The organism is Leptolyngbya sp. FACHB-8 (assembly GCF_014695575.1).
GTDB lineage: Bacteria > Cyanobacteriota > Cyanobacteriia > Elainellales > Elainellaceae > Vacuolonema.
The window spans coordinates 1-19207 of sequence record NZ_JACJOO010000095.1; the positions used below are offsets into that span (position 1 = coordinate 1).

General features: G+C 52.2%; 20 protein-coding genes and 1 tRNA gene. 11 read left to right on the forward strand and 10 right to left on the reverse strand.

The genetic code is table 11. The features are described 5' to 3' along the window. Positions 1-177: 177 nt before the first annotated feature. The gene (locus H6F91_RS26690) at positions 178-774 is read right to left on the reverse strand and encodes a DUF4126 domain-containing protein (protein ID WP_190775575.1); all 597 of its coding nucleotides are present in this window, start codon (positions 772-774) and stop codon (positions 178-180) included. A gap of 424 nt (positions 775-1198) precedes the next feature. Here H6F91_RS26690 and H6F91_RS26695 point away from each other — a divergent pair, with 424 nt between their 5' ends. Together H6F91_RS26695 and H6F91_RS26700 are read left to right on the forward strand one after the other, a co-directional pair. After that, positions 1199-1471 (forward strand): hypothetical protein, encoded by a 273-nt coding sequence (locus tag H6F91_RS26695; protein ID WP_190775574.1) that lies wholly within the window; start codon positions 1199-1201, stop codon positions 1469-1471. Between the two features lie 97 nt (positions 1472-1568). Further along, on the forward strand, positions 1569-2132 hold the full coding sequence (locus H6F91_RS26700) for a hypothetical protein (RefSeq protein ID WP_199308074.1): 564 nt from the start codon (positions 1569-1571) through the stop codon (positions 2130-2132). A gap of 406 nt (positions 2133-2538) precedes the next feature. On the opposite strand, the gene H6F91_RS26705 is transcribed toward H6F91_RS26700, so the two are convergent. The 3 genes from H6F91_RS26705 to H6F91_RS26715 form a co-directional block, all read right to left on the reverse strand. After that, positions 2539-2620, reverse strand: a tRNA-Leu gene (locus H6F91_RS26705). Then, positions 2599-3471 carry a M48 family metallopeptidase gene (locus H6F91_RS26710; protein ID WP_190775573.1) on the reverse strand — a complete coding sequence of 291 codons (873 nt, stop codon included), beginning with the start codon at positions 3469-3471 and terminating at the stop codon, positions 2599-2601. Before H6F91_RS26710 ends, H6F91_RS26705 begins: the two co-directional genes overlap by 22 nt. A gap of 184 nt (positions 3472-3655) precedes the next feature. After that, positions 3656-4171, reverse strand: a complete 516-nt coding sequence (locus H6F91_RS26715) for a hypothetical protein (RefSeq protein ID WP_190775572.1) — start codon at positions 4169-4171, stop codon at positions 3656-3658. A gap of 160 nt (positions 4172-4331) precedes the next feature. On the opposite strand from H6F91_RS26715, the gene H6F91_RS26720 reads away from it, so the two are divergent. The 5 genes from H6F91_RS26720 (at position 4332) to H6F91_RS26740 (ending at position 8496) form a co-directional block, all read left to right on the forward strand. Continuing rightward, positions 4332-4799, forward strand: a complete 468-nt coding sequence (locus H6F91_RS26720) for an Lrp/AsnC family transcriptional regulator (RefSeq protein ID WP_190775571.1) — start codon at positions 4332-4334, stop codon at positions 4797-4799. Positions 4800-4882: 83 nt separating this feature from the next. After that, positions 4883-5506, forward strand: coding sequence for a LysE family transporter (locus tag H6F91_RS26725; RefSeq protein WP_190775570.1), 624 nt, complete (start codon positions 4883-4885; stop codon positions 5504-5506). Continuing rightward, entirely contained in the window at positions 5494-6642 is a 1149-nt protein-coding gene (locus tag H6F91_RS26730; protein ID WP_347280091.1) for a peptidoglycan DD-metalloendopeptidase family protein, read from the forward strand. Before H6F91_RS26725 ends, H6F91_RS26730 begins: the two co-directional genes overlap by 13 nt. A 317-nt stretch (positions 6643-6959) precedes the next feature. Further along, the gene (locus H6F91_RS26735; protein ID WP_190775568.1) at positions 6960-7721 is read left to right on the forward strand and encodes a MinD/ParA family protein; all 762 of its coding nucleotides are present in this window, start codon (positions 6960-6962) and stop codon (positions 7719-7721) included. A 106-nt stretch (positions 7722-7827) separates the two neighbouring features. After that, the gene (locus H6F91_RS26740) at positions 7828-8496 is read left to right on the forward strand and encodes an HAD-IA family hydrolase (protein WP_190775567.1); all 669 of its coding nucleotides are present in this window, start codon (positions 7828-7830) and stop codon (positions 8494-8496) included. A gap of 144 nt (positions 8497-8640) precedes the next feature. Here the strand turns inward: H6F91_RS26740 and H6F91_RS26745 are convergent, their stop codons facing one another. Beyond that, positions 8641-9507: a phosphatidate cytidylyltransferase gene (locus H6F91_RS26745; RefSeq protein WP_190775566.1), complete on the reverse strand. Its 867-nt coding sequence runs from the start codon at positions 9505-9507 to the stop codon at positions 8641-8643. Between the two features lie 283 nt (positions 9508-9790). Between H6F91_RS26745 and H6F91_RS26750 the strand changes: the two genes are divergently transcribed. Next, a complete protein-coding gene (locus H6F91_RS26750) occupies positions 9791-10477 on the forward strand; it encodes a pre-peptidase C-terminal domain-containing protein (protein ID WP_190775565.1) in 687 nt (228 codons plus the stop codon). Between the two features lie 80 nt (positions 10478-10557). On the opposite strand, the gene H6F91_RS26755 is transcribed toward H6F91_RS26750, so the two are convergent. Further along, positions 10558-11151, reverse strand: coding sequence for a thioredoxin domain-containing protein (locus tag H6F91_RS26755; protein WP_190775564.1), 594 nt, complete (start codon positions 11149-11151; stop codon positions 10558-10560). A gap of 101 nt (positions 11152-11252) precedes the next feature. Between H6F91_RS26755 and H6F91_RS26760 the strand changes: the two genes are divergently transcribed. After that, a complete protein-coding gene (locus H6F91_RS26760; protein WP_190775563.1) occupies positions 11253-11657 on the forward strand; it encodes an NIL domain-containing protein in 405 nt (134 codons plus the stop codon). A 9-nt stretch (positions 11658-11666) separates the two neighbouring features. Continuing rightward, a complete protein-coding gene (locus H6F91_RS26765; protein WP_190775562.1) occupies positions 11667-12137 on the forward strand; it encodes a hypothetical protein in 471 nt (156 codons plus the stop codon). Between the two features lie 652 nt (positions 12138-12789). Here the strand turns inward: H6F91_RS26765 and H6F91_RS26770 are convergent. Continuing rightward, a complete protein-coding gene (locus H6F91_RS26770) occupies positions 12790-13170 on the reverse strand; it encodes a hypothetical protein (protein WP_190775561.1) in 381 nt (126 codons plus the stop codon). 36 nt (positions 13171-13206) lie between these two features. Further along, positions 13207-13506, reverse strand: coding sequence for a DUF4090 family protein (locus H6F91_RS26775; protein WP_190775613.1), 300 nt, complete (start codon positions 13504-13506; stop codon positions 13207-13209). A gap of 981 nt (positions 13507-14487) precedes the next feature. Between H6F91_RS26775 and gnd the strand changes: the two genes are divergently transcribed. Continuing rightward, positions 14488-15939: a decarboxylating NADP(+)-dependent phosphogluconate dehydrogenase gene (gnd, locus tag H6F91_RS26780; protein WP_190772780.1), complete on the forward strand. Its 1452-nt coding sequence runs from the start codon at positions 14488-14490 to the stop codon at positions 15937-15939. A gap of 166 nt (positions 15940-16105) precedes the next feature. Here gnd and bioD read toward each other — a convergent pair whose 3' ends face one another. Together bioD and H6F91_RS26790 are read right to left on the reverse strand one after the other, a co-directional pair. Further along, a complete protein-coding gene (gene bioD / locus H6F91_RS26785; protein ID WP_190772779.1) occupies positions 16106-16798 on the reverse strand; it encodes a dethiobiotin synthase in 693 nt (230 codons plus the stop codon). Positions 16799-16834: 36 nt separating this feature from the next. After that, on the reverse strand, positions 16835-18823 hold the full coding sequence (locus H6F91_RS26790) for a serine/threonine-protein kinase (protein WP_190772778.1): 1989 nt from the start codon (positions 18821-18823) through the stop codon (positions 16835-16837). Positions 18824-19207 lie beyond the last annotated feature (384 nt).

The following is a 19207-nucleotide window of genomic DNA, read 5'->3' on the forward strand; positions in this document are numbered from 1 at the left end:
GCTCATCCCGCAGGCCATAACGGCGCACCATAGTAACATCTCCCTCTTTGGCTTCAAAAACTCAGATTTTTGATTCTAAGCCGACAGAGGGGCTAATTGATGACACGCCCTAGAGCTATGGATGATTGTTATGAAAACAGCACAAAACGCCGCTTCTCTAACAACCATCCACCAGCTTCAGTCCGGGTCTTCTTTCCCTCGTCGAGGATCATCTTTATAGTCTGGAGCGGCCTGGTGGCGATACCAGCGCTGCCATTCCTTAGAGCTGCGGATCGCCAGCCAGAGGAGTAGGAGAGCAAGTAGACCGCCATGTTCGGGGGCGTCAAAGGCGAAAATTGCCAGAGAAACGCAAAGGACATCCTGCGCAAAGATCACCCAGAGGGGAATATTGTTGATGCGGTAAAACCAGCCAACCTGAACCAGTTGCAGCACCAGGGCCAGGACACCTCCGGTAATCCCGATAAGGGGGGTGATCGAGGCGTCAATGCCCAGGGTGCGAGCGACACCAATGCCCGCGATCGCCCCTGCAATCGGCCCTAACCCTAGCTGAATTGTTTGCAGAAATCGATGCATCAGGCGGTCTTTCGAGAGCATCAACTCTACCAAAGACCAGCTCACCAAAACGCCCACTACGACACTGGGCGGCACCCGTGAAAGGATTGGCATATTCGTCCACAGAATATCGCTCCGAAGTATGCCAATGAGTAACAATGGCAATGCGACCCGGATTCCTGCTGCCGCTGAGATAGAAAGGGCGGCCAGGATTTCGACCATACTCTGTTCTCACCCTGGTTGAGTACTGCTTTTACTCTAAGGCACGACCTTAAAAATTTCGCGTGAATTCCCCTTGATCACGATTTTGTTTGTTTATCGTGAGAGGAGAGGCAGCTGACCCCTCACAAGAAACAAGCCTCGGTTGCTGGGGATGTATCCCACTTTTGTAAGTGAAGCGGGCTTCGTCCGCTTCACTTACAAAAGTGGGTTTCCAAATTTGCAAACGTGGGATGCACCCGTTGCTAGCAACCGCCAGAAAGAATAACGAACGAAAACAAGACAAATTAGAACACTTGTACTAATATTATTTTACAGGCATGAAGCTTTTGGGAGCAGAATAGCCCTGATCCCTTGCTAACTATGTCATTGACCCCTTTTCTCTAATGCCAGAACGCATCGAAGGGGTTGCTAGAGCAGATTAGGAATGGCTGATGTCCTTGGGTTAGCCCCCTTAACCAATCAGCGTTTCGAACATCTTCTAGAGGATCAAATGATGGAAGCTTACATTTCAAACGAAACGATCGCCCGGTGCCGTGCTGTGTTGGATGCATTGCCTGCCCGTCCAGAATCAGTCATGCCATGGCTACCTGAAGGCGATCGCCATCAAACGACCCAATTAACCCTGCTTCCCCCGGATGAGCTGGCTGATTTCAGATCGCGCCTGCAATCATCAGAATTGATGCTTGTAGAGTCTTGAAAAGTTTAGTTTTTGTGTACCTTGTGCACAAAAACTAGATTTTGTCGCACTCCTCAGGGGCATAACTTCTGTACCCCCTATCCCTCGGGTTCTTATTATGACCTCCACGCTTCAAACGCAAGACCTGACCAACACTCTGATGCTGGTACTCCGAGAGCAAAACCACCTGCTTCAACAAATTCTGGCCAAACTTGATAAACCCCAGCTTGGGTTGCATGACAGCGCAGGAGCCATGCGGATTTATGCCAATCGCTCCAACGGATGCCTCTGGTATACCGTTACTGATGGCGCCGTCACACCCGTTACTCAAACGGCTCTAACCGCTTATCTAACCGATATTTCCTTTCCCAAACTAGAACGGCGAGGGCGGGAAACGGTTAAGTTGCAGGCGTTTTTCCAGGGCGATCGCCCCTATATCGTTGAGGCTGGTCACGATTCCAACTTTAGCAAAGGGCTGTTGAGTGCAGTCGCCCAACTTACCCCGGCCCAACTACAATATCCTCTCACCATTGCCCCCCAGGCCGGGTCCGATGAAAGCGTACTGTTCTGTCGGGTCTTTTCTCAGGGAGAACTGGTCAAAGGGGTTTATAGCGATGAAACCGACTGGCGCAATGTGGCTCAGACGGCGATCGCTACAGTCCGTCGTGCCCAAGCCGGGTAGTCCAGTCTCGTTCAAGCCAAAAGGAAAGAGCGGATGCTTCGCATCCGCTCTTTCCTTTTGGCTTAACCTGATAGCTGTAGCTGTAGACGAGTTAGTACGACCCAGAGGAGCACTGTGGAAAACATAGATTGGATGAATATCATTCCAGCAGGGTTTGCGATCGCCTTCTTCGCAGGTGGCATGCTGATGTTGGTGTCAGGTGTATGGTCTGCCCGCGATAAGTAATGCCCTATCTGTAGAACCTGCCTTACAGCGCTTTTCAAGTGCTTAAAATCTGGTTGCTTCTGTGAGAACTGCGTTCCGCGCGGCTTTCACAAAGACAGCCATAGCTGATTCAAACGAAAAGCGCTGTAGGGACTCAATGAAAAGCGCGGCGCATAACGCCGCGCTTTCTATGTAATGTGAATGGGCGGGGCGAGACTCGAACTCGCATGACCGAAGCCGCCACATTTTGAGTGTGGTGCGTCTACCAATTCCGCCACCCGCCCTCGGGCTTGGTTTCCTTATTATATAGGATTGTGCGCCGTTGTAAAAGATTTTCGTAAGTTGGACTGGTTGCCCAGCGATCGACTTCTTTCGCACGCAGCACTGGAACCGGATGCGTAAGTTGCGCCGTCTGGGCTTGACGCAGTACGCGGCCCATTTCGGAGGTGCTCAAATTTTCATAGGCTCGGGCCTGCTCTAGAAACGCATCCAGGTTTAGCATGGGGGCCAAGGCGGGAGAACCACCGCACAGCTTCATGAGCAGCGAGGCCACTGTACGAGGATTTTGAGTGACCAACAGAGCTGCGCGATCGCAGGTAAACTCGGCACAGCGCACCCACTCCATCATGCGCTCCTGAAGGGTTTGGGCGGCGATCGACCCTAAAACGGTTGTGCTGGCCGCCAGAATCAACAAATTTGCCAGGGTTAAGTAAACACTATGCTCACACTTCAGGTGGCCTAGCTCATGGGCAATCACCGCCTGAATTTCTTCGGGCGTCAGCATGTCAATGAGCGAGGTATGCAGCACAATAAAGGGCTGTTGCCCACGCATAGCAAAGGTGTAAGCGTTGGGAGCTGGATTCTGCTTAACGAAGAGTTGGGGCGGCTCTAACTCCAGAATTTTGCAGGCGTCCAATAGAAGCTCGTGGAGATGGGGTAACTGCTTCTCGCTTACCTGCACCCCAGACGCCAGGTTCTCCAACTGAAAGAACTGCTCCCCAACCGACCCCAGCACGCTGCGAATGATGATGTCCAACCCAGGAATCTGCTGAAGTGCTTGAGTTGCCTCCAGGTCAAGGGGATGGCGAAAATGATGGGCCTTCAAACCCGTTAAAACAATTTTGGAAGAATCCATAAAAATGGCGTAGATGGGCGATCGCCCGTAGCGCTATGGGCCTATTTTAGCGAAGGCAAGGGACAGACGGTCAGAAGGCGTTTCTGTTAATAGGAAAAGGCAGAAAGCATGCAAGTTTTCCTGCTGCTCCCTGCCCTTTGATTTCTGCTTATCAAAGCATTCGCGTTTTCTTGTGCTTTCCGTCCTAGTTTCTTGGCCCTGCCTGAATCGCCGAGTTGGCGATCTCGACAACATCTTCCAAAGAGCCATTCTTCATGTAAACGGTGTAGAGCACCCCTTGCATATCCCATTGCAAGATAGCGGAACAATAGGCACCGCAAAGATTAACAAACTGACCTGTAACCCCATTGGCCAAGGGGACGGTTTCGAGGCGATCGCCTGCCTCAAGGTCACTTTCGGTATAGCGATAGCCATCCTGCTCAGCGGTCAGGTTCCCCACGCTACAAGCGGTCGCGCCTTCGCAATTGGGGGTGTAGTCAAGGGTGAGGTAGTACCCATCGGGGCTCGTCAAACCATTCACATAGACGGGCTCAGAAACAGGATAGACCTCAGGTAGGTAAATCGGTATGGAGGTACCCCCCCGAATATCTGCTAGGGCATCATTCACAGGGAACTGGGTCTGAGCAGAGGCTGCTACCGGGGCCAGCACCATCCCTAGAAATGCGAGGGCAATATGCCATTGAAAACGGTTAAACGCCATAGGTCAGAAGCCAATATAGGTGAATCTTATAGGTAGACGCTTTGTGTAACGTGTGAGGTTCCCTTCCAGATTGGCATTTCTTTTGAGCGATCGCCATCTACTTAGAAAAAATGTTGTCTATCTAGCTTTAAAACGCCAATTTACCTTATAAAGTTAAGCCATGAGCCTAGATTCTTTAGATTATAAAGTCGTTGAACAGTTGATGGGGCAGGGGCGGATGACCTGGTCTGATTTGGCTGGTGTTTTACAGCTTTCGGCTCCAGCCGCGGCGGATCGGGTCCGTCGTCTGGAGGAGCGAGGGGTGATTCAGGGCTATGCTGCTCTGGTTAATGCTCCTGCTGTTGGAATGGATTTGTTGGCGTATGTAGCGGTCACCCTGGAGCGGCCTGAGCACCGAGCTGAATTCCTGATGGTGGTGCAACAAATGCCTGAAATTCAGGAATGCCACCACATGGCTGGCGAGGATGATTACTGGCTTAAAGTACGGTGCCGTCACACGCGCCATCTAGAGCAAATTATTAGTGATCAGATTAAGCAGGTTCGTGGGGTTTTACGCACTCGTACCACAATCGCTCTTTCCACAGTTAAGGAAACTCCCCAAATCCCCTTACCCCTTCCCGAATCCTAGAGGAGTTGGTTTTTCGTACCTGTCGGGATGAAAAACCAACTCCTCGAAAACGCCCTGGGTCTGCCAGGAAGATGGAGAAAACCATGGATACTAATTTTTTCTTGCGGGGTTTCGTTATTGGGTTTTCGATCGCCGTCCCCGTGGGCCCGATTGGTTTGCTGTGTATTCAGCGAACCCTCGCGCGCGGTCAGATTGCCGGGTTGCTATCGGGATTGGGGGCGGCTACGGCTGACGCTATATATGGTGCGATCGCGGCCTTCGGATTGACTATAATTTCTGCTATCTTGATGCAGCAGGTTTTCTGGTTTCGTCTGGTGGGCGGGATCTTCCTGATCTACCTGGGGGTTTGCACATTCCGTTCCAAACCAGCGGAGCAAGCGGTCTCTGCTCAAGGCGATACTCTCTGGAGAGTGTATGGCTCCACCCTGGTGTTAACCTTAACCAACCCGGCAACTATTTTGTCGTTTGTAGCAGTATTTGCAGGGTTGGGGTTGGCGACAGCGGCGGGCGATCGCACCACGGCGCTTGTCCTTGTGTTTGGGGTGTTTCTGGGGTCAGCCCTCTGGTGGCTGCTTCTTAGTTCAGGGGTTAGTTTGTTCAAAACTCGGCTTACGGCTCGCCACTTGCAATGGCTCAACAGAGGTTCCGGAATTATCATTACAGCGTTTGGCATCGTTGCCTTGCTCTCATCGGCGTGGGGGTCGTAGTTTGCGGTGTCTGGTTAGGAGCTGTTCCCGCCTTTGCACTCCCTGCCCAAACCATAGAAGTTGCTCAGGCTAACCAATCGATCGATGAGTTACGGCAACAACGCCAGGAGATTGACCAACAGCGCCAGCGTCTGGAGCGCGAGCGTAACCAGCTCCTGCAACAAGAGAAGTCGGCAAAAAATCGATTGGATGGGTTGCAAGATCAGATCAAAACGACAGCCGATGAGGTGCGCCGAAACGAGCAACAACTCAAAGCTGCCGAAGCCCGTCTGAAAGCCCTTGAAGCAGAACTGGCAAAAGCTGAAGACCAGTTCCAGAAGCAACAAACCGCGACGGTCGCCCGGCTACAATTCCTGCAACGACAGCAGGGAAGCCAGGGTTGGGCTGTGCTGTTAAATAGCCAGAATATTAATGAGTTTTTGGAGCGGCGATCGCAACTGCGACGGGTTTACAAGTCTGACCGGGATTTTCTAGATCATCTCAAAACCATTGCCGAGGACATCAATCGCCGCCATGCTGCGGTTGAGCAGCAAAAGAATGAAATTGCACTGATTAGTCAGCAACTCCTGGCCCGTAAAGCCGTATTCGAAGCACAAGCCAAAACTCAGGAACAGTTGGTGAATCGCTTAAACCAGGATCGCAAGGCCCTGGAGGTTGCCGAGAATCAACTGGAACGCGATTCAAATAACATTGCGGGTCTGATTCGCCAACGGCTCAGCCTGGCGGCTGGCAGCCGTTTGAGAGTACGGGGTACTGGGATCTTTAGTCTCCCCTGTAGTGCCCCCCTGACCAGTGGCTTTGGATATCGTGTTCATCCCATCCTGGGTTACCGCCGCTTCCATGCTGGCGTAGACTTTGGAGCGGCCTATGGAAGTACTATCTACTCAGCAGACCGGGGAACGGTTATTTTTGCTGGGTGGTACGGCGGCTATGGCCGCGCTGTGATTATCGATCATGGTGACAGCCTAACAACACTCTATGGCCATGCCAGTCGTGTATTTGTGCAGGAGGGGCAATCGGTTGAACGGGGGCAGGCGATCGCCGCTGTGGGCTCCACGGGCCTTTCCACTGGGCCTCACTTACATTTTGAGGTGCGTCGCAATGGCGAACCCGTGAACCCCCTCGAATATCTGTAGTAACCTGCCAAGAAATTTTTTGAAGGATATTTGCCTCTACAAAAGATTTTAAATTTAAGTGTTGGGGGCACCGCAATTGATCAGGCACTGGCAGTCGTTTTGGGTTAATTCTTGCTAGAGAGCAAATCTCCGCTCAAAGAGTTGCTCAAAATGCCGTTCCCCCTTAGTATCTCTAGCATTGCGCCTCTGTCGCAGCTCCTGAATCTAGTACCCTGACCCCTGGATGATCAATCATGCGAGGATATCTGGGTTACAGTCGCTGCATGATAGAGCAATACTGCTCCCCTTATGAATAGCCCTGCGTTTGGAGGTATGTCATGGCCAAGATCGTCTCAATCCATTCCTACCGAGGCGGCACCGGCAAATCGAATACAACTGCTAATCTGGCAGCCACCATCGCACGGATGGGAAACCGGGTTTGTATTGTGGATACAGACATTCAATCTCCCGGAATCCATGTCCTGTTTGGTTTTGACGAGGATAGTATTACCAAGTCTCTCAACGATTACCTGTGGGGGCGGCGGAGCATTGCCGAAGTGGCTTATGACGTCACCCATGTTTTGGAAGGTCGCGGTACCAATGACAGCAAAGTCTTTCTGGTGCCCTCTAGTGTCAAGGCCGGAGAGATTGCTCGGGTTCTACGGGAAGGCTACGACGTTGGTCTCCTGAATGAAGGATTTCAGGAACTGATTGAAGAACTTGATCTAGATTACTTGCTCATCGATACCCATCCCGGTCTCAACGAAGAAACCCTCCTTTCCATCACGATTTCTGACGTACTGGTTCTGATCCTGCGCCCTGACCAGCAAGACTATCAGGGGACTGCAGTAACGGTCGATGTGGCCCGTAAGCTGGAGGTACCCAAACTGCTGATGGTAGTTAATAAAGCTCCTACGGTGTTTGATTTTGACCAGCTCAAGGTGCGGGTTGAAGAAACCTATGGAAGCCATGTTGCAGGAATTTTGCCCCACTCCGATGAAATGATGGTGCTAGCCAGCAGTGGCATCTTCTCGCTGAAGTATCCCGAAAACTCTCTTTCTCGGGTGATTGAGGGTATTGCCCAAGAGGTTATTCATTAAACGGTTGCTGTTTGCGCGTGAAGTGTATCAACAACTCTTCTATCCGTGATTTTTTAGCGTGGCGGCGGTGTCGCTACGCTAAAAAATCACAGGCTACTGTTTCACCATGCTGAAAGCTCTCCTCTTTGATCTTGACGGCACCCTGACTCACTCAGATCCGGTGCATTATGTGACCTGGCAGGCCATTCTGCAAGACCATGGCATTGCCATGGATGAAGGTTTTTATAACACGCACATCAGTGGGCGCTTGAACGATCAGATTTTGCAGGATCTGCTTCCCCATCTAAATGCAACCGAGCGGCAGAAACTGAGTAACTTGAAAGAAGCAACCTTTCGGGAGCGCGCCCGAAATTTACAACCTTTGGCAGGGTCGTCGCAGGTGATTGAGTGGATGCAAGCTCAGGATTTAGGGCGGGCGATCGTCACCAATGCTCCCCGTGAAAACGCACACTTTATGCTGCAAGTGCTGGGATGGATAGACCTTTTTCCTATCGTGGTGCTTGCGGAGGAATTACCCCGTGGGAAACCTGATCCGCTGCCGTATCAGACTGCCTTGCAACGAGTCGGAGTCGCCCCTGAGGAAGCACTTGTGTTTGAAGACTCTCCATCGGGAATCAAGTCGGCAGTCGCAGCGGGCATTGCAACAGTGGCGATCGCCAGTGGCCACCCTGCTGACTATCTAGAAACCCTTAACCCTACCCTGGTTATTCCTGACTTTACTGACCCACGTCTGGCAGAGTTATTGGAACAACGGTATAGTCTGTTGCTTCGCTAAAACTTTCATCAACATTGCACAGTGAGACTCAGCCTTACGGTGCAACCTGAGTTCAGGTTAAGGGCGTTTTCAAGTGCTGCACGGTACTCGAAAACGCCCATTTTGGTGCGCGAAGCACACCAAAATGGGCACTTCAACCTTTGTTTAAGAGGGCAAAAGTGGCACCAGTAGTGTCACAAAGTAATACACCAGTGGTGCCGTAAAGACATAGCTATCGGCTCGATCCAAAATTCCACCGTGCCCTGGGATAAGTTGTCCAGAGTCTTTTACCCCAGCATCCCGCTTCATCATGGACTCTGTTAAATCTCCCAGTAGGCTAGCAATGCCAATAAGCAGCCCCAGAGCCATGCCTGTGAGAGGAAAACCACCCCAATCTAGCCACCATGAACCAAACGCCCCTACCGTAACACTGCCCATCACCCCAAAAACTGCTCCCTCGACTGTCTTCTTAGGGCTAATGTTGGAGAGACGGGTACGGCCAAAAAATTTGCCAAACACATAGGCTCCAATATCAGCCGCCCAAATGCAGCCAAAGGCCAGTAGCGTTGCAGTCAAGCCCATAGGCATATGCCGGAGATCCAGATTGCCAGGCCAATAACCACTGAGAGGCAGGTTTGCCACATCGTCCTGACCGAGCAATCGCAATCGCACCCAATAGCTCGGCAAGTATCCCCCATAAAACAGCCCCAAAATTGAGGTAGAGATGTCTGCAATCGTTGCGAGCTTGGGCTGAAACAGAAGATAAAAGCAGATAAACGTCCCTGCTACAGGAACGACAGCATCTGCCAGGCCAGGGACCGCAGTGGAAATCACGAGCAACACCTGACTGACAACCAGGGTTGTCTTGGCTGCAGGGACAATGTCTTTTGCCCGGACCAACTGAAAAAACTCCAACTGCCCTAAGTAGACCAGCAGCGCAATTCCAACGGTGTAATACCAACCCCCCAGGGTCGTCATCCCCACGGCAAGAATAATGGCAACAATGGCACTGAGAACACGGGGGAGGGGCATGGCTAGACTGAGCTAAATAAAGTAGATGAAGATGAATTAGATGAGGGTGACGAACGGCTAGAACCCTCTCAAACTATATATTAAAGGCGGGTTAATCCTTGCGATGTTTTCCGGGTCACTCAAGATTTTTTTGTTTGCCTGAAAAACAAACGATAGAGTTATCAGGAAACAGGCCATCTTGCTTTGAATCATAGTGTGAAAGAACACTGACCGGGGCGACATCTGGAGAGATTCGTAGGGGATGTGGCTGTGGCCAGATATTTTCAATTTTTAGGGAGATTTTATGACTCGAATGATGTTGCCGCTCCGTGCCCTTGGTGTAATGGGGGCGATCGCCACCCTTGCTGGAAGTGCATGCTTTTCCTCAGCGGCCCTAGCTCAAACTCCTATTCTGGAGCGGGAGGGAAGTCTCCGCTCTCTCCAGGGCGAGCATGTTTACAACGGCACAGCGGGGCAACGAGTTGCTATTAGCCTCACCAGCACCGAGTTTGACGGGGCGTTGACCTTGCTGTCTCCTAACGGCACAGAACTGGCCACCAACGAAGACTACGCCCGCAGCCAAAACCCCACCATTATCATCACCTTGCCCAGCACGGGAGCTTACAAAATTTTAGCCCGTTCTTCCTACGGTCAAGCGGGTAGCTACACGGTGAATGTGCGTCCCGCTACGGCTTACGATGAGGCGTATGCACGCGGGGTTAACCTTGTTCAGTCTGGTAATTTCTTGGGGGCGATCGATGCTTTTCGTGAAGCTACCCAGGCAGATCCCAACCAGCCAGTTGCCTATTTAGATATGGCCGATGCGCTCTACACGGAAGCCACCCGACTCCGCCCAGAGGAAGCCCGCAACATTGTCGCCAACTACAACCGTGCTGCTGATCTCTATGCTCAGCAAGGTAATACAGAAATGGCTCAAATGCTACGGGAACAAGCTTCCTACCTGGAACAATCGGCCGCTGGTGGGCTCTAAATTCGCTTAAATTTCCTTATGGAAAGCGGGCGGTGCTCAGCACTGCCCGCTTTCCATAAGGGGATTAAACAGCTATGCCGTTAATTGACCACTTGTGCTCCGTGGCTGCGAGGATCATCCTGAACCGGGTTGCGGTTGGACGCTGCCTCCAGCTGGGAAACCTGTCCCTGGCGGGGTACGAAGGGTAAGTCGCTACCGGCTGCCAGAGCATCTAAATTAGCCGCCAGAATGGGGCGTGGTTGCTCCCCGATAATGCTGGCGATCGCTCCCCCATCCGGCTTCAAAAATACAAAATGAGGAATGCCATCCACCCGATACCGCATCAGCTCTGGCAGCCACTTGTCATTGTCTACATTGAGCATGACGAAATTGATGCGTTCGCCATACTCCTGCTTCAAGGCTTCCATGTCGGGAGCCATAGCCTGGCAGCTGGTACACCAGTTGGCATAGAACTCCATCAAGGTTGGTTTGCCATTACTCAGGGCCATATCAAGAGGGGTGGATGCCTCTGCTTGAGCGGTCAAGGAAGAGGAGCCCGACTCAGTTTGAAGGCCTAGAAAAATAGCGGCGCTCAGGGCGATCGCCACCAGGGCAATTAAGAAGTTACGCACCCGCCCGGCCATTGAGGTCGTGGTGGGTTCAGCAGAGGAAGGATTTGGGGAATTCAGGGTCATATGCGTCGCAAAGATGCGCCTAAAATTTAGGTAGATTCATCAAGCTGGGCCACACGGCCCCTCTTTCCCAGTCTAGCGGAACTCACCCCCAAGGCTTTCCTGTGAAAAAACGCGTCACTCTCACGTTTCCTAAACGCTCTGTGCACATGCCCGTCACTTACCGGCTGGCAAAGGATTTTAATGTAGCAGCCAATATTATTCGGGCCCAGGTTGCTCCCAACCAGGTGGGTACCCTGGTGGTTGAGCTGTCGGGTGATATTGATCAGTTGGACGCGGCCTTGGAGTGGTTGCGATCGCAGGATATCGGCATTTCTACAGCCAGCCGTGAAATCTTAATTGCAGAAGACGTCTGCGTTCACTGTGGGCTTTGTACGGGAGTCTGTCCAACAGAAGCTCTGAGCCTGGACCCCACAACCTTTAAGCTGATGTTTACGCGATCGCGATGCATTGTCTGTGAACAGTGCATCCCTACCTGCCCAGTTGATGCCATTTCTACCAACTTGTAACGAGAAACTATGGCTTCCTCTCGCCCCTCTCCAGTGCGTTCTCTCCTGACCTCAATGGTTCTTTTGATGTCAGCCTATAGCGTCTTGAGCTGGTTTTTATACCGAATTACGGCACCCCGATTTGTGTGGATTCTCGTAGCCGTATTCGCGCTGTTTCAGGCCTTGTTGCTGACGACATTCTCTCGCGGATTTCGCACCTTCTTAAAGAATTGGCTGGAGTCTGACCTGGGATATTTTTCGGTTGTCATGGTTGCGGCTTTCTCCGTGACATTGGCGTTGATGTGGTACCACGTCTTTGAGTACTTTGTACTTGTAGCCGCCGCCGAAGTCCTGGCCCGGCTTGACCTTCAGAATGCTGGCTTAAACCAGTGGCAGGCGTTGCTATTCATGACTCTTACCTCGGCACTGGGACTGGCTGTAGGATGGTCAGCTCGCCAGGCTATCGAGGAAGCTATCCTTCACCTGGGTTGGTTTGCATAAAAATCGCAGCCCCCGGAGGAGCTGCGCGGCGCATAAGGAGTGATGTTTAAAGCTTAGGGCGATCGCCCTTTCTTCCACTCCGGGTTACGTTTTTTGATACACCAACTGCTCATGAGTTCGAGCAAGTGAATAAGCTGAAGTGCCATTTCGGAGTGCCGCACGTTGCGCGGCACTCAAAAACGCCCGTAATCCGAATTCGGGTTACGCATTTATGTTGTAGTTAAGGTGCTCCGCGCCTCAACTACAACATAAATGCGTAAATCCTGTTGAGTAAAACACAGGAAAGGGGTATATGGACGTTTGAGAAAGCGTCACATCTATCGGGATGACGGGAGATAGATATTTCACACTGAAATCGGTGTTTAACTGTCCGTGTCCCGCCGTCGCAGGCAGCGGGACACTTTTTGCATTTAATGCACATACATATTAGACATCCTGCGTGAATCGTTGCGCGGCTGCGCGGCGCAACGATTCACGCTCTCACAAATCGATTCATGCAGGAGGTCTATTGAAAGAGGTTGATTTTTCGTCTTTAGAAGACTCAAAACGTCAACCTCTTTAACTGTTTTTTATCGACTGCGGGTTGTAAAGATCGTTGTGAACATCATCAGAAATCCACACAGAAGGATGGCGATCGCCACTCCGCCCAGAATTAAGTTTGAGGTTTCAGTCGGTTCCATTGGCGTACTCGGTGGGAAATAAACAGCACCAGTGAACGGAGGAAGGCTTCTAGACTCTGGGGACGGGCGATCGCCCATCCATTCACGGTGATACAAAACAGCCCTAACCCCATCAAGATGAAGGTCGGAGCCATCACTACCCCAATCACATACCAGGTCATGACATGCAGCAGCATCAAGAGGGCATAGGTGCTAGCGGCCAGAGTAATCCAATGGCGGCTGCTGGCAGGACGATGAAGCCCCGTAAAAAGGAGGGTTTGAAAAGTCGCGAGCAAATTTGCTGGCACCAGAACCGCACAGATCGCTACACAATGCTGCCGGGAAAAATCGAACAAGCTGGCAAAATCAATCATGTGAAAAGGGATTTGGGAACTACGCCTTAAGGCTTATCACTTCCCCCCATAATAGAATGCGATTTCTTTATCTTTGAGGGGTGCGAACCCCGCATTCTGTAACATTTGATTGAGCTCATCTTGAGCAATGTGCTTGGCCCCAATGCGGACAATGCGTGAGCGCATTGTATTGCTCACCCCGCTGCGTTGCCGTCCGGCCTCCAGACCCATAACTTTGTTATATAAGTTCAACTTTTCGGCAGGGATGGGGGTGCCATCAAAATCGATTCCCTGGGCGATCGCTGTATCCACCGCATCCGCACCCACCAAATCATTTGCATTCGTTACATCAGACATGCCCGCGATACCAACCTGATCAATCAAAAGTACGCCCCTCATTATATTGTGCGATCGCTCCCAACCTTCTCTCGTCGGGATCAAGCCAGCAATTCTCATTTTGAAATCAGGCCCGAAAACCGCGCGCCTTTGGCGCGCGGTTTTCGGGCATCAAAGCCAAGAGTTCACGCCCTACGGGCGTGAACTCTTGGCTTTGATGCCCATACTGAGAATTGCTGGGATCAAGCCGAATTGAAGTGAATTGCCCTGGAAGGCAGTTTGCAAAAGGCTCTGTATGTTCTCTCAAGCAATTCACAGTTTCTTGGGTATATAAGGGGGAGGAGGGCGATCGCCCTCCTCCCCCTTATTTGCTCCTAATACTCAGCACTATGAGCTTGCCTATGTTGAGATAGGCGTACTCGGTGATTTAACCTGCACCTCTATACCCGCTGGGGAGATTGAATTTGTGATTAAACCTTCTACCCCATAAGGCATAAATTTTTTGGTCATATTGTATTAGTGAACTCAGCCCCCAATCAGACCAGGCAGGTTGCCATGCATCTCAAGCTGTATTTTCATTGTCTGGAGCTGTCGCTTAATTTTTCCTCTATCCAGCGTGTCCTAAGTTTCGGACCAGGAGCGCTGGAAGAATTACGGAGAGCCCTTTCGCCTCACTCTTGGCCAGAGAGAGGACGTGTATGAAGCCTCGCCTCCTTTCCTCAACGTCACTTTCACTACATAACGGTGACAATATTACGGATTGTAAAGGTGATCCCCGGAAGCTCTTGACCAAAATCGCGGTCAGGCATAAAGAAAATCTTTGGGTAGACGAGTTTATCGAGAAAAGTTGTCTACTCTGATAAAGACAACCCTGAGGATTGCAGCCGCGCCATTGGCCAGGGTTGACCTGGATAAGCAGGGATTGTTTGTCATCCTAGACAGAATGCTCTCAGCCCCGGTGTTGTTCAGAATTGCTCAGCCATAGACACACAGGCAGGTCTTATGACATACAGTTTTGGTCTGATTGGTTTGGCCGTGATGGGCGAAAACCTGGCCCTCAACATTGAACGCAATGGTTTTCCCATCGCTGTCTATAACCGGACGGCAAGTGTTACCGAAAAGTTTGCCGCGACCCGTGCACAGGGTAAAAACGTTAAAGCCGCTTATTCCCTTGAAGAATTTGTCCAGTCGTTGGAACGTCCCCGAAAAATTCTGGTGATGGTGAAAGCGGGTGGTCCCGTTGATGCGGTGATTGACCAGCTCAAACCGATGCTGGACGAAGGTGACATGATCATCGATGGAGGCAACTCCCTCTATACAGACACCGAACGACGAGTGCAACAGTTGGAATCCACTGGCCTGCGCTTTATGGGCATGGGGGTTAGTGGTGGTGAGACCGGTGCGTTGAATGGCCCCAGTCTGATGCCCGGTGGCACAGCTGCGGCTTATGAAGCGGTTGAACCCATTGTCACCAAGATTGCGGCCCAGGTCGACGATGGCCCTTGCGTCACCTACATCGGCCCTGGTGGCTCTGGTCACTACGTCAAAATGGTGCACAACGGCATTGAGTATGGCGACATGCAGTTGATTGCTGAAGCGTACGATCTGCTGAAAAACGTCGGTGGGCTCTCAGCCGCCCAACTTCATGATGTCTTCTCCGAGTGGAACACCACCGATGAGTTGGACTCTTACCTGATTGAAATTACCGCTGATATTTTCCGCAAGTACGATCCTCAGACTGGGGCTCCCCTGGTGGATATGATCGTAGACGCTGCCGGTCAGAAGGGTACCGGACGATGGACGGTAGAAACAGCTTTGGATTTAGGGGTTGGAATTCCTACCATCATTGCAGCGGTGAATGGCCGCATCATGTCTTCTATCAAGGAAGAGCGGGTGATGGCATCGAAGCAGCTCACCGGGCCATCGGGCCGGTTGGACAGTGACATCCAGACCTTTGTGGACCAGGTACGGGATGCCCTCTATTGTTCGAAGATCTGCTCTTACGCCCAGGGAATGGCGCTGCTCAGTCGGGCTTCCAAAGAGTTCAACTACAACCTCAACCTGAGCGAAATTTCTCGCATCTGGAAAGGGGGTTGTATTATCCGAGCTCGCTTCTTGAACAAGATTAAGGATGCGTTCCAGCAAGACCCGAATCTACCCAACCTGCTGCTGGCTCCCGAGTTTAAACAGACCATTCTGGATCGGCAAGGAGCATGGCGCGAGGTTATTACCTACGCGGCCCGTTACGGTATCCCCGTTCCCGCCTTTAGTGCGTCATTGGATTACTTCGACAGCTACCGTCGTGCAGTTCTACCGCAAAACCTGACCCAGGCGCAGCGCGATTACTTCGGGGCTCACACCTATGAGCGTGTGGATCAGCCTCGAGGCCAGTTCTTCCACACGGATTGGGATGCCCCTGAGGTGCCCACTCCTCCCGAGCCCTCCAGAGTTTAGTTGAAGCTCTAGCTGGGGATTATGTCGTGAAAAGCGCCCGGTGCTCTAGGCATCGGGCGCTTCTGCATGTTTGGAAACAACGGTTCGAAAACAATAGACCTCCTGCATGAATTATTGCCCTCAAGAACCGATTTATGTAGGAGGTGTAATGGCTCGAAACCAACGGTTACTGCCAGAGACTCAGAGGAATCAGCCGCTCCAACTCAAGGTTAGAAGCCACATGGGCTAACTTGTTGAGGTTGGTAGTGTCTTCTAGATGCGGAATGGTTCCCAAAATGGGTACCCCGCTGAGTTTCTGAATTAACCGGATGGGGGCCCATTGCTCTGCTTCTTCGGGGCTACAGGGTTCAACGCAATTGAGCACAATGCCCTTCAGGTGAATGCGACATTCACGAGCCAGGGCTGCATGGGCGATCGCCTGTCCAATACACCCCACTCGCACCGGCACCACTAACACCGTGGGTAAGCGCCAATCCCAGGCCAAGTCAGCAACGGTACTATCGTCCGTCAGGGGGGAGCCCAATCCACCGAAGGCTTCGATCAGCACCCAATCCTTTTGACTGGCTAAGTTCTCAAACGTATTCCAAATCAGAGCCAGATCTACGCGTTGCCCGACCTGATGGGCAGCCAGCGGTGGGGCAATGGGGGCATCAAAGTATGCAGGGCTAATTTCCTGAAGGGTTTGAGGTAGGGAAAAGAGCCGTTGATAGAGGTCGCGATCGCCTCCACCTGCCTGCACTGGCTTAAAAATGCCGAGCGATCGCCCAGCATAGTAACTCTGCCAGTAAGCAGCGAGAGCGGATGTCAAAACGGTCTTGCCGACCTGGCAATCGGTTCCTGCGATCAACAGCGCGTTCAAGTCAAAGCTCCTGGATTAAAACGACATCCTCTAACCTTATTGAACCTCAACCCGCAGCGCGAAGTTAACAACTTGGTTGCCAGACACATCAATTTGATAATAGCCACGGGTTGCTGCTTCAACCTGCCCACTGCTACCGCTCACCTGCCCGGTAGACTGCCCGGCTGGTTCTCGCAGGTTAATCGATACGTCGCCTTGAAGCACATCCACTTTCAGGACCTGCCCAGGAGAGAGGGCTACTAAGTAGCGTTGGATGCGATCGCTCTGCACCTGCCCTGTCACCTCCGTGCTACTACCCGGGCTCACGCTAATCGTTTCCTGACTAACATCCGGGTCGGGAGAAGGACTGGGATCGTCGGGCTCATCGGGTTCATCCGGTTCATCAGGGGGTGGGTTGGGAATCGTGGCTTCACGCCGCAGGTTCAGGGCATAATCTACGCGATCGGCATTCCCCGTTGGCCTTAGTTGAAGAATGTAGTCCCCGGCTTCATTGACCGTGTCCTGCCACCGGGTTACATCTACCGTGGGGCCATCTAAAGGATCCTGGTTGGCATCCAGCACACTCATCACCATGTTGTCTGCCTCCAGAAGAGCTGCGAGGGAGTCCCCTGCATCCAGAGAAACGATGTAGTTGATCGCCTGGTTGGCTCGTAAGGTGCCCCGTAGGGTTGAACGGGAATCCGCTTCCAGATTAACCCGTTGGTCAAATACCACAGGCTCGTCGTCTGGGGAGGGGCTATCCGTTGGGCTGGGAGAGGGGGTCGCAGAAGCGGTGGGAATGACTGTGGGAGTCGCTGTCACGGTGGGTGTAGGGTCTGGCCTGGAAGCCTGCAAATTCATCAATGCACTGACCACAGCCCAGGAGGCAATGCCTGTAATGAGGGCCAGCCCTAACCCCATCCCAATCACCGATAGGGGGTTGTCCCACATACTCCGTTGTGTTTGGACCCCTGGCACTTGAGCCGTTTGTGGATAAGCCGCGCGACGGGAGCGGGATGCGTTTGGGTCCATGCCCGTTGGGGACGGAACAGCCCGACGGCCTACGGCCACTGTCTGCATGTGCGATAGATCAGGAGCTTGGGCGGCTGGGTTGGGTAGGGGAGGCAGGGTGTGCTGGGGCACGGCTGCCGGATAAGTGGCTGGGGCCGTAGGAGGCGCTGCGGTCTGCCCTATAGGAGAAGCGCCAATGTCTTGTAAAGCTTTGGCCACTTCGGCAACGGATTGATAGCGATCGCCCGGCCGATAGCTCAGCATTTTATTCAGAATCCCCGCAAAGTTGGGGTTGACCTGGACGTAGCGCTGCCAGTGCCAGGTCAAACTGATGTCATCGTAGAGATCCTGGGGCTCATGCCCGGTCATTAAGACCACAACGGTCACGGCTAAAGCATACAGGTCGCTGTTGGGGTAAGCCCGCCCAGTCTGCATTTGCTCGCTGGGGGCATAACCCAGCTTGCCAACGGTAGTGACGTTAGACTGCCCGGTGCTGCCCTGGAGTTGAATTTGAGTGGCGATCGCCTTCACCACCCCAAAGTCAATCAACACCGGCTGATAATCAGATTGCCGCAGAATAATATTGTCCGGCGCAATATCGCGATGGATAATGCCTCGAGCATGAATGTGAGCCAGTACAGGCAAGAGTTGCCGCAGCAGTTGCAACCCTTCCGATTCGGAGAAGGCCATGCCCTGTGATTGCCGCTCGTTCAACAATTCTCGGTAGGTTTTTCCGGCCACATAGTCCTGCACGATAAACAGGCGCTGGTTTTCCTCAAAGGTGGCGCGAAACTGAGGAATCTGGGGATGGGAAATTTGGTAAAGAATTTCGGCTTCTCGGCGAAACAGCTCCCGAGACTTCGCCATCGCGCTATCCCCCGTCTGGAGAGGAATAAATTCTTTAATGGCACATCGCTCATTGAAGCGGCCTAAGTCCTCCCCAAGATAGGTACGGCCAAACCCGCCCTGCCCCAAAATGCCTAGAAGGCGATAACGATTTTGAAGAGTTACTCCAGCCGACAGGGAAGGTTGCATAAGGCCCATCCGAAAACACTGCTCGCCACTAAACCTCAGTAACTACAGCACCCCATCCCACCGTTACGGACGTTTGATGTTGATTTCTGCCGTTGTACCTGAACGCTTAGAAGACAATAGTCCACAGTTTAGCGCCTTGAAGCGGCCCCTGGGACACCGTCAGAGCCAGTCAAGATTTTGGCTAACAGCCTCCATTTACTCTCCTCAAAGCTCCCGCCATGAAGTTGCGTTGACTGGATTGGAGTCAGCTGGCACAGCTCTAATGCGCCCTATAGGGATTAACGAAAATGGCCCGTACCCCCAAAAGAAGCACAGGCAAAAATCTTTGAAACGTCCTTGGAAAACAGTCTTTCACCGATGCCAGGGGATGACGGTTTTAGACAC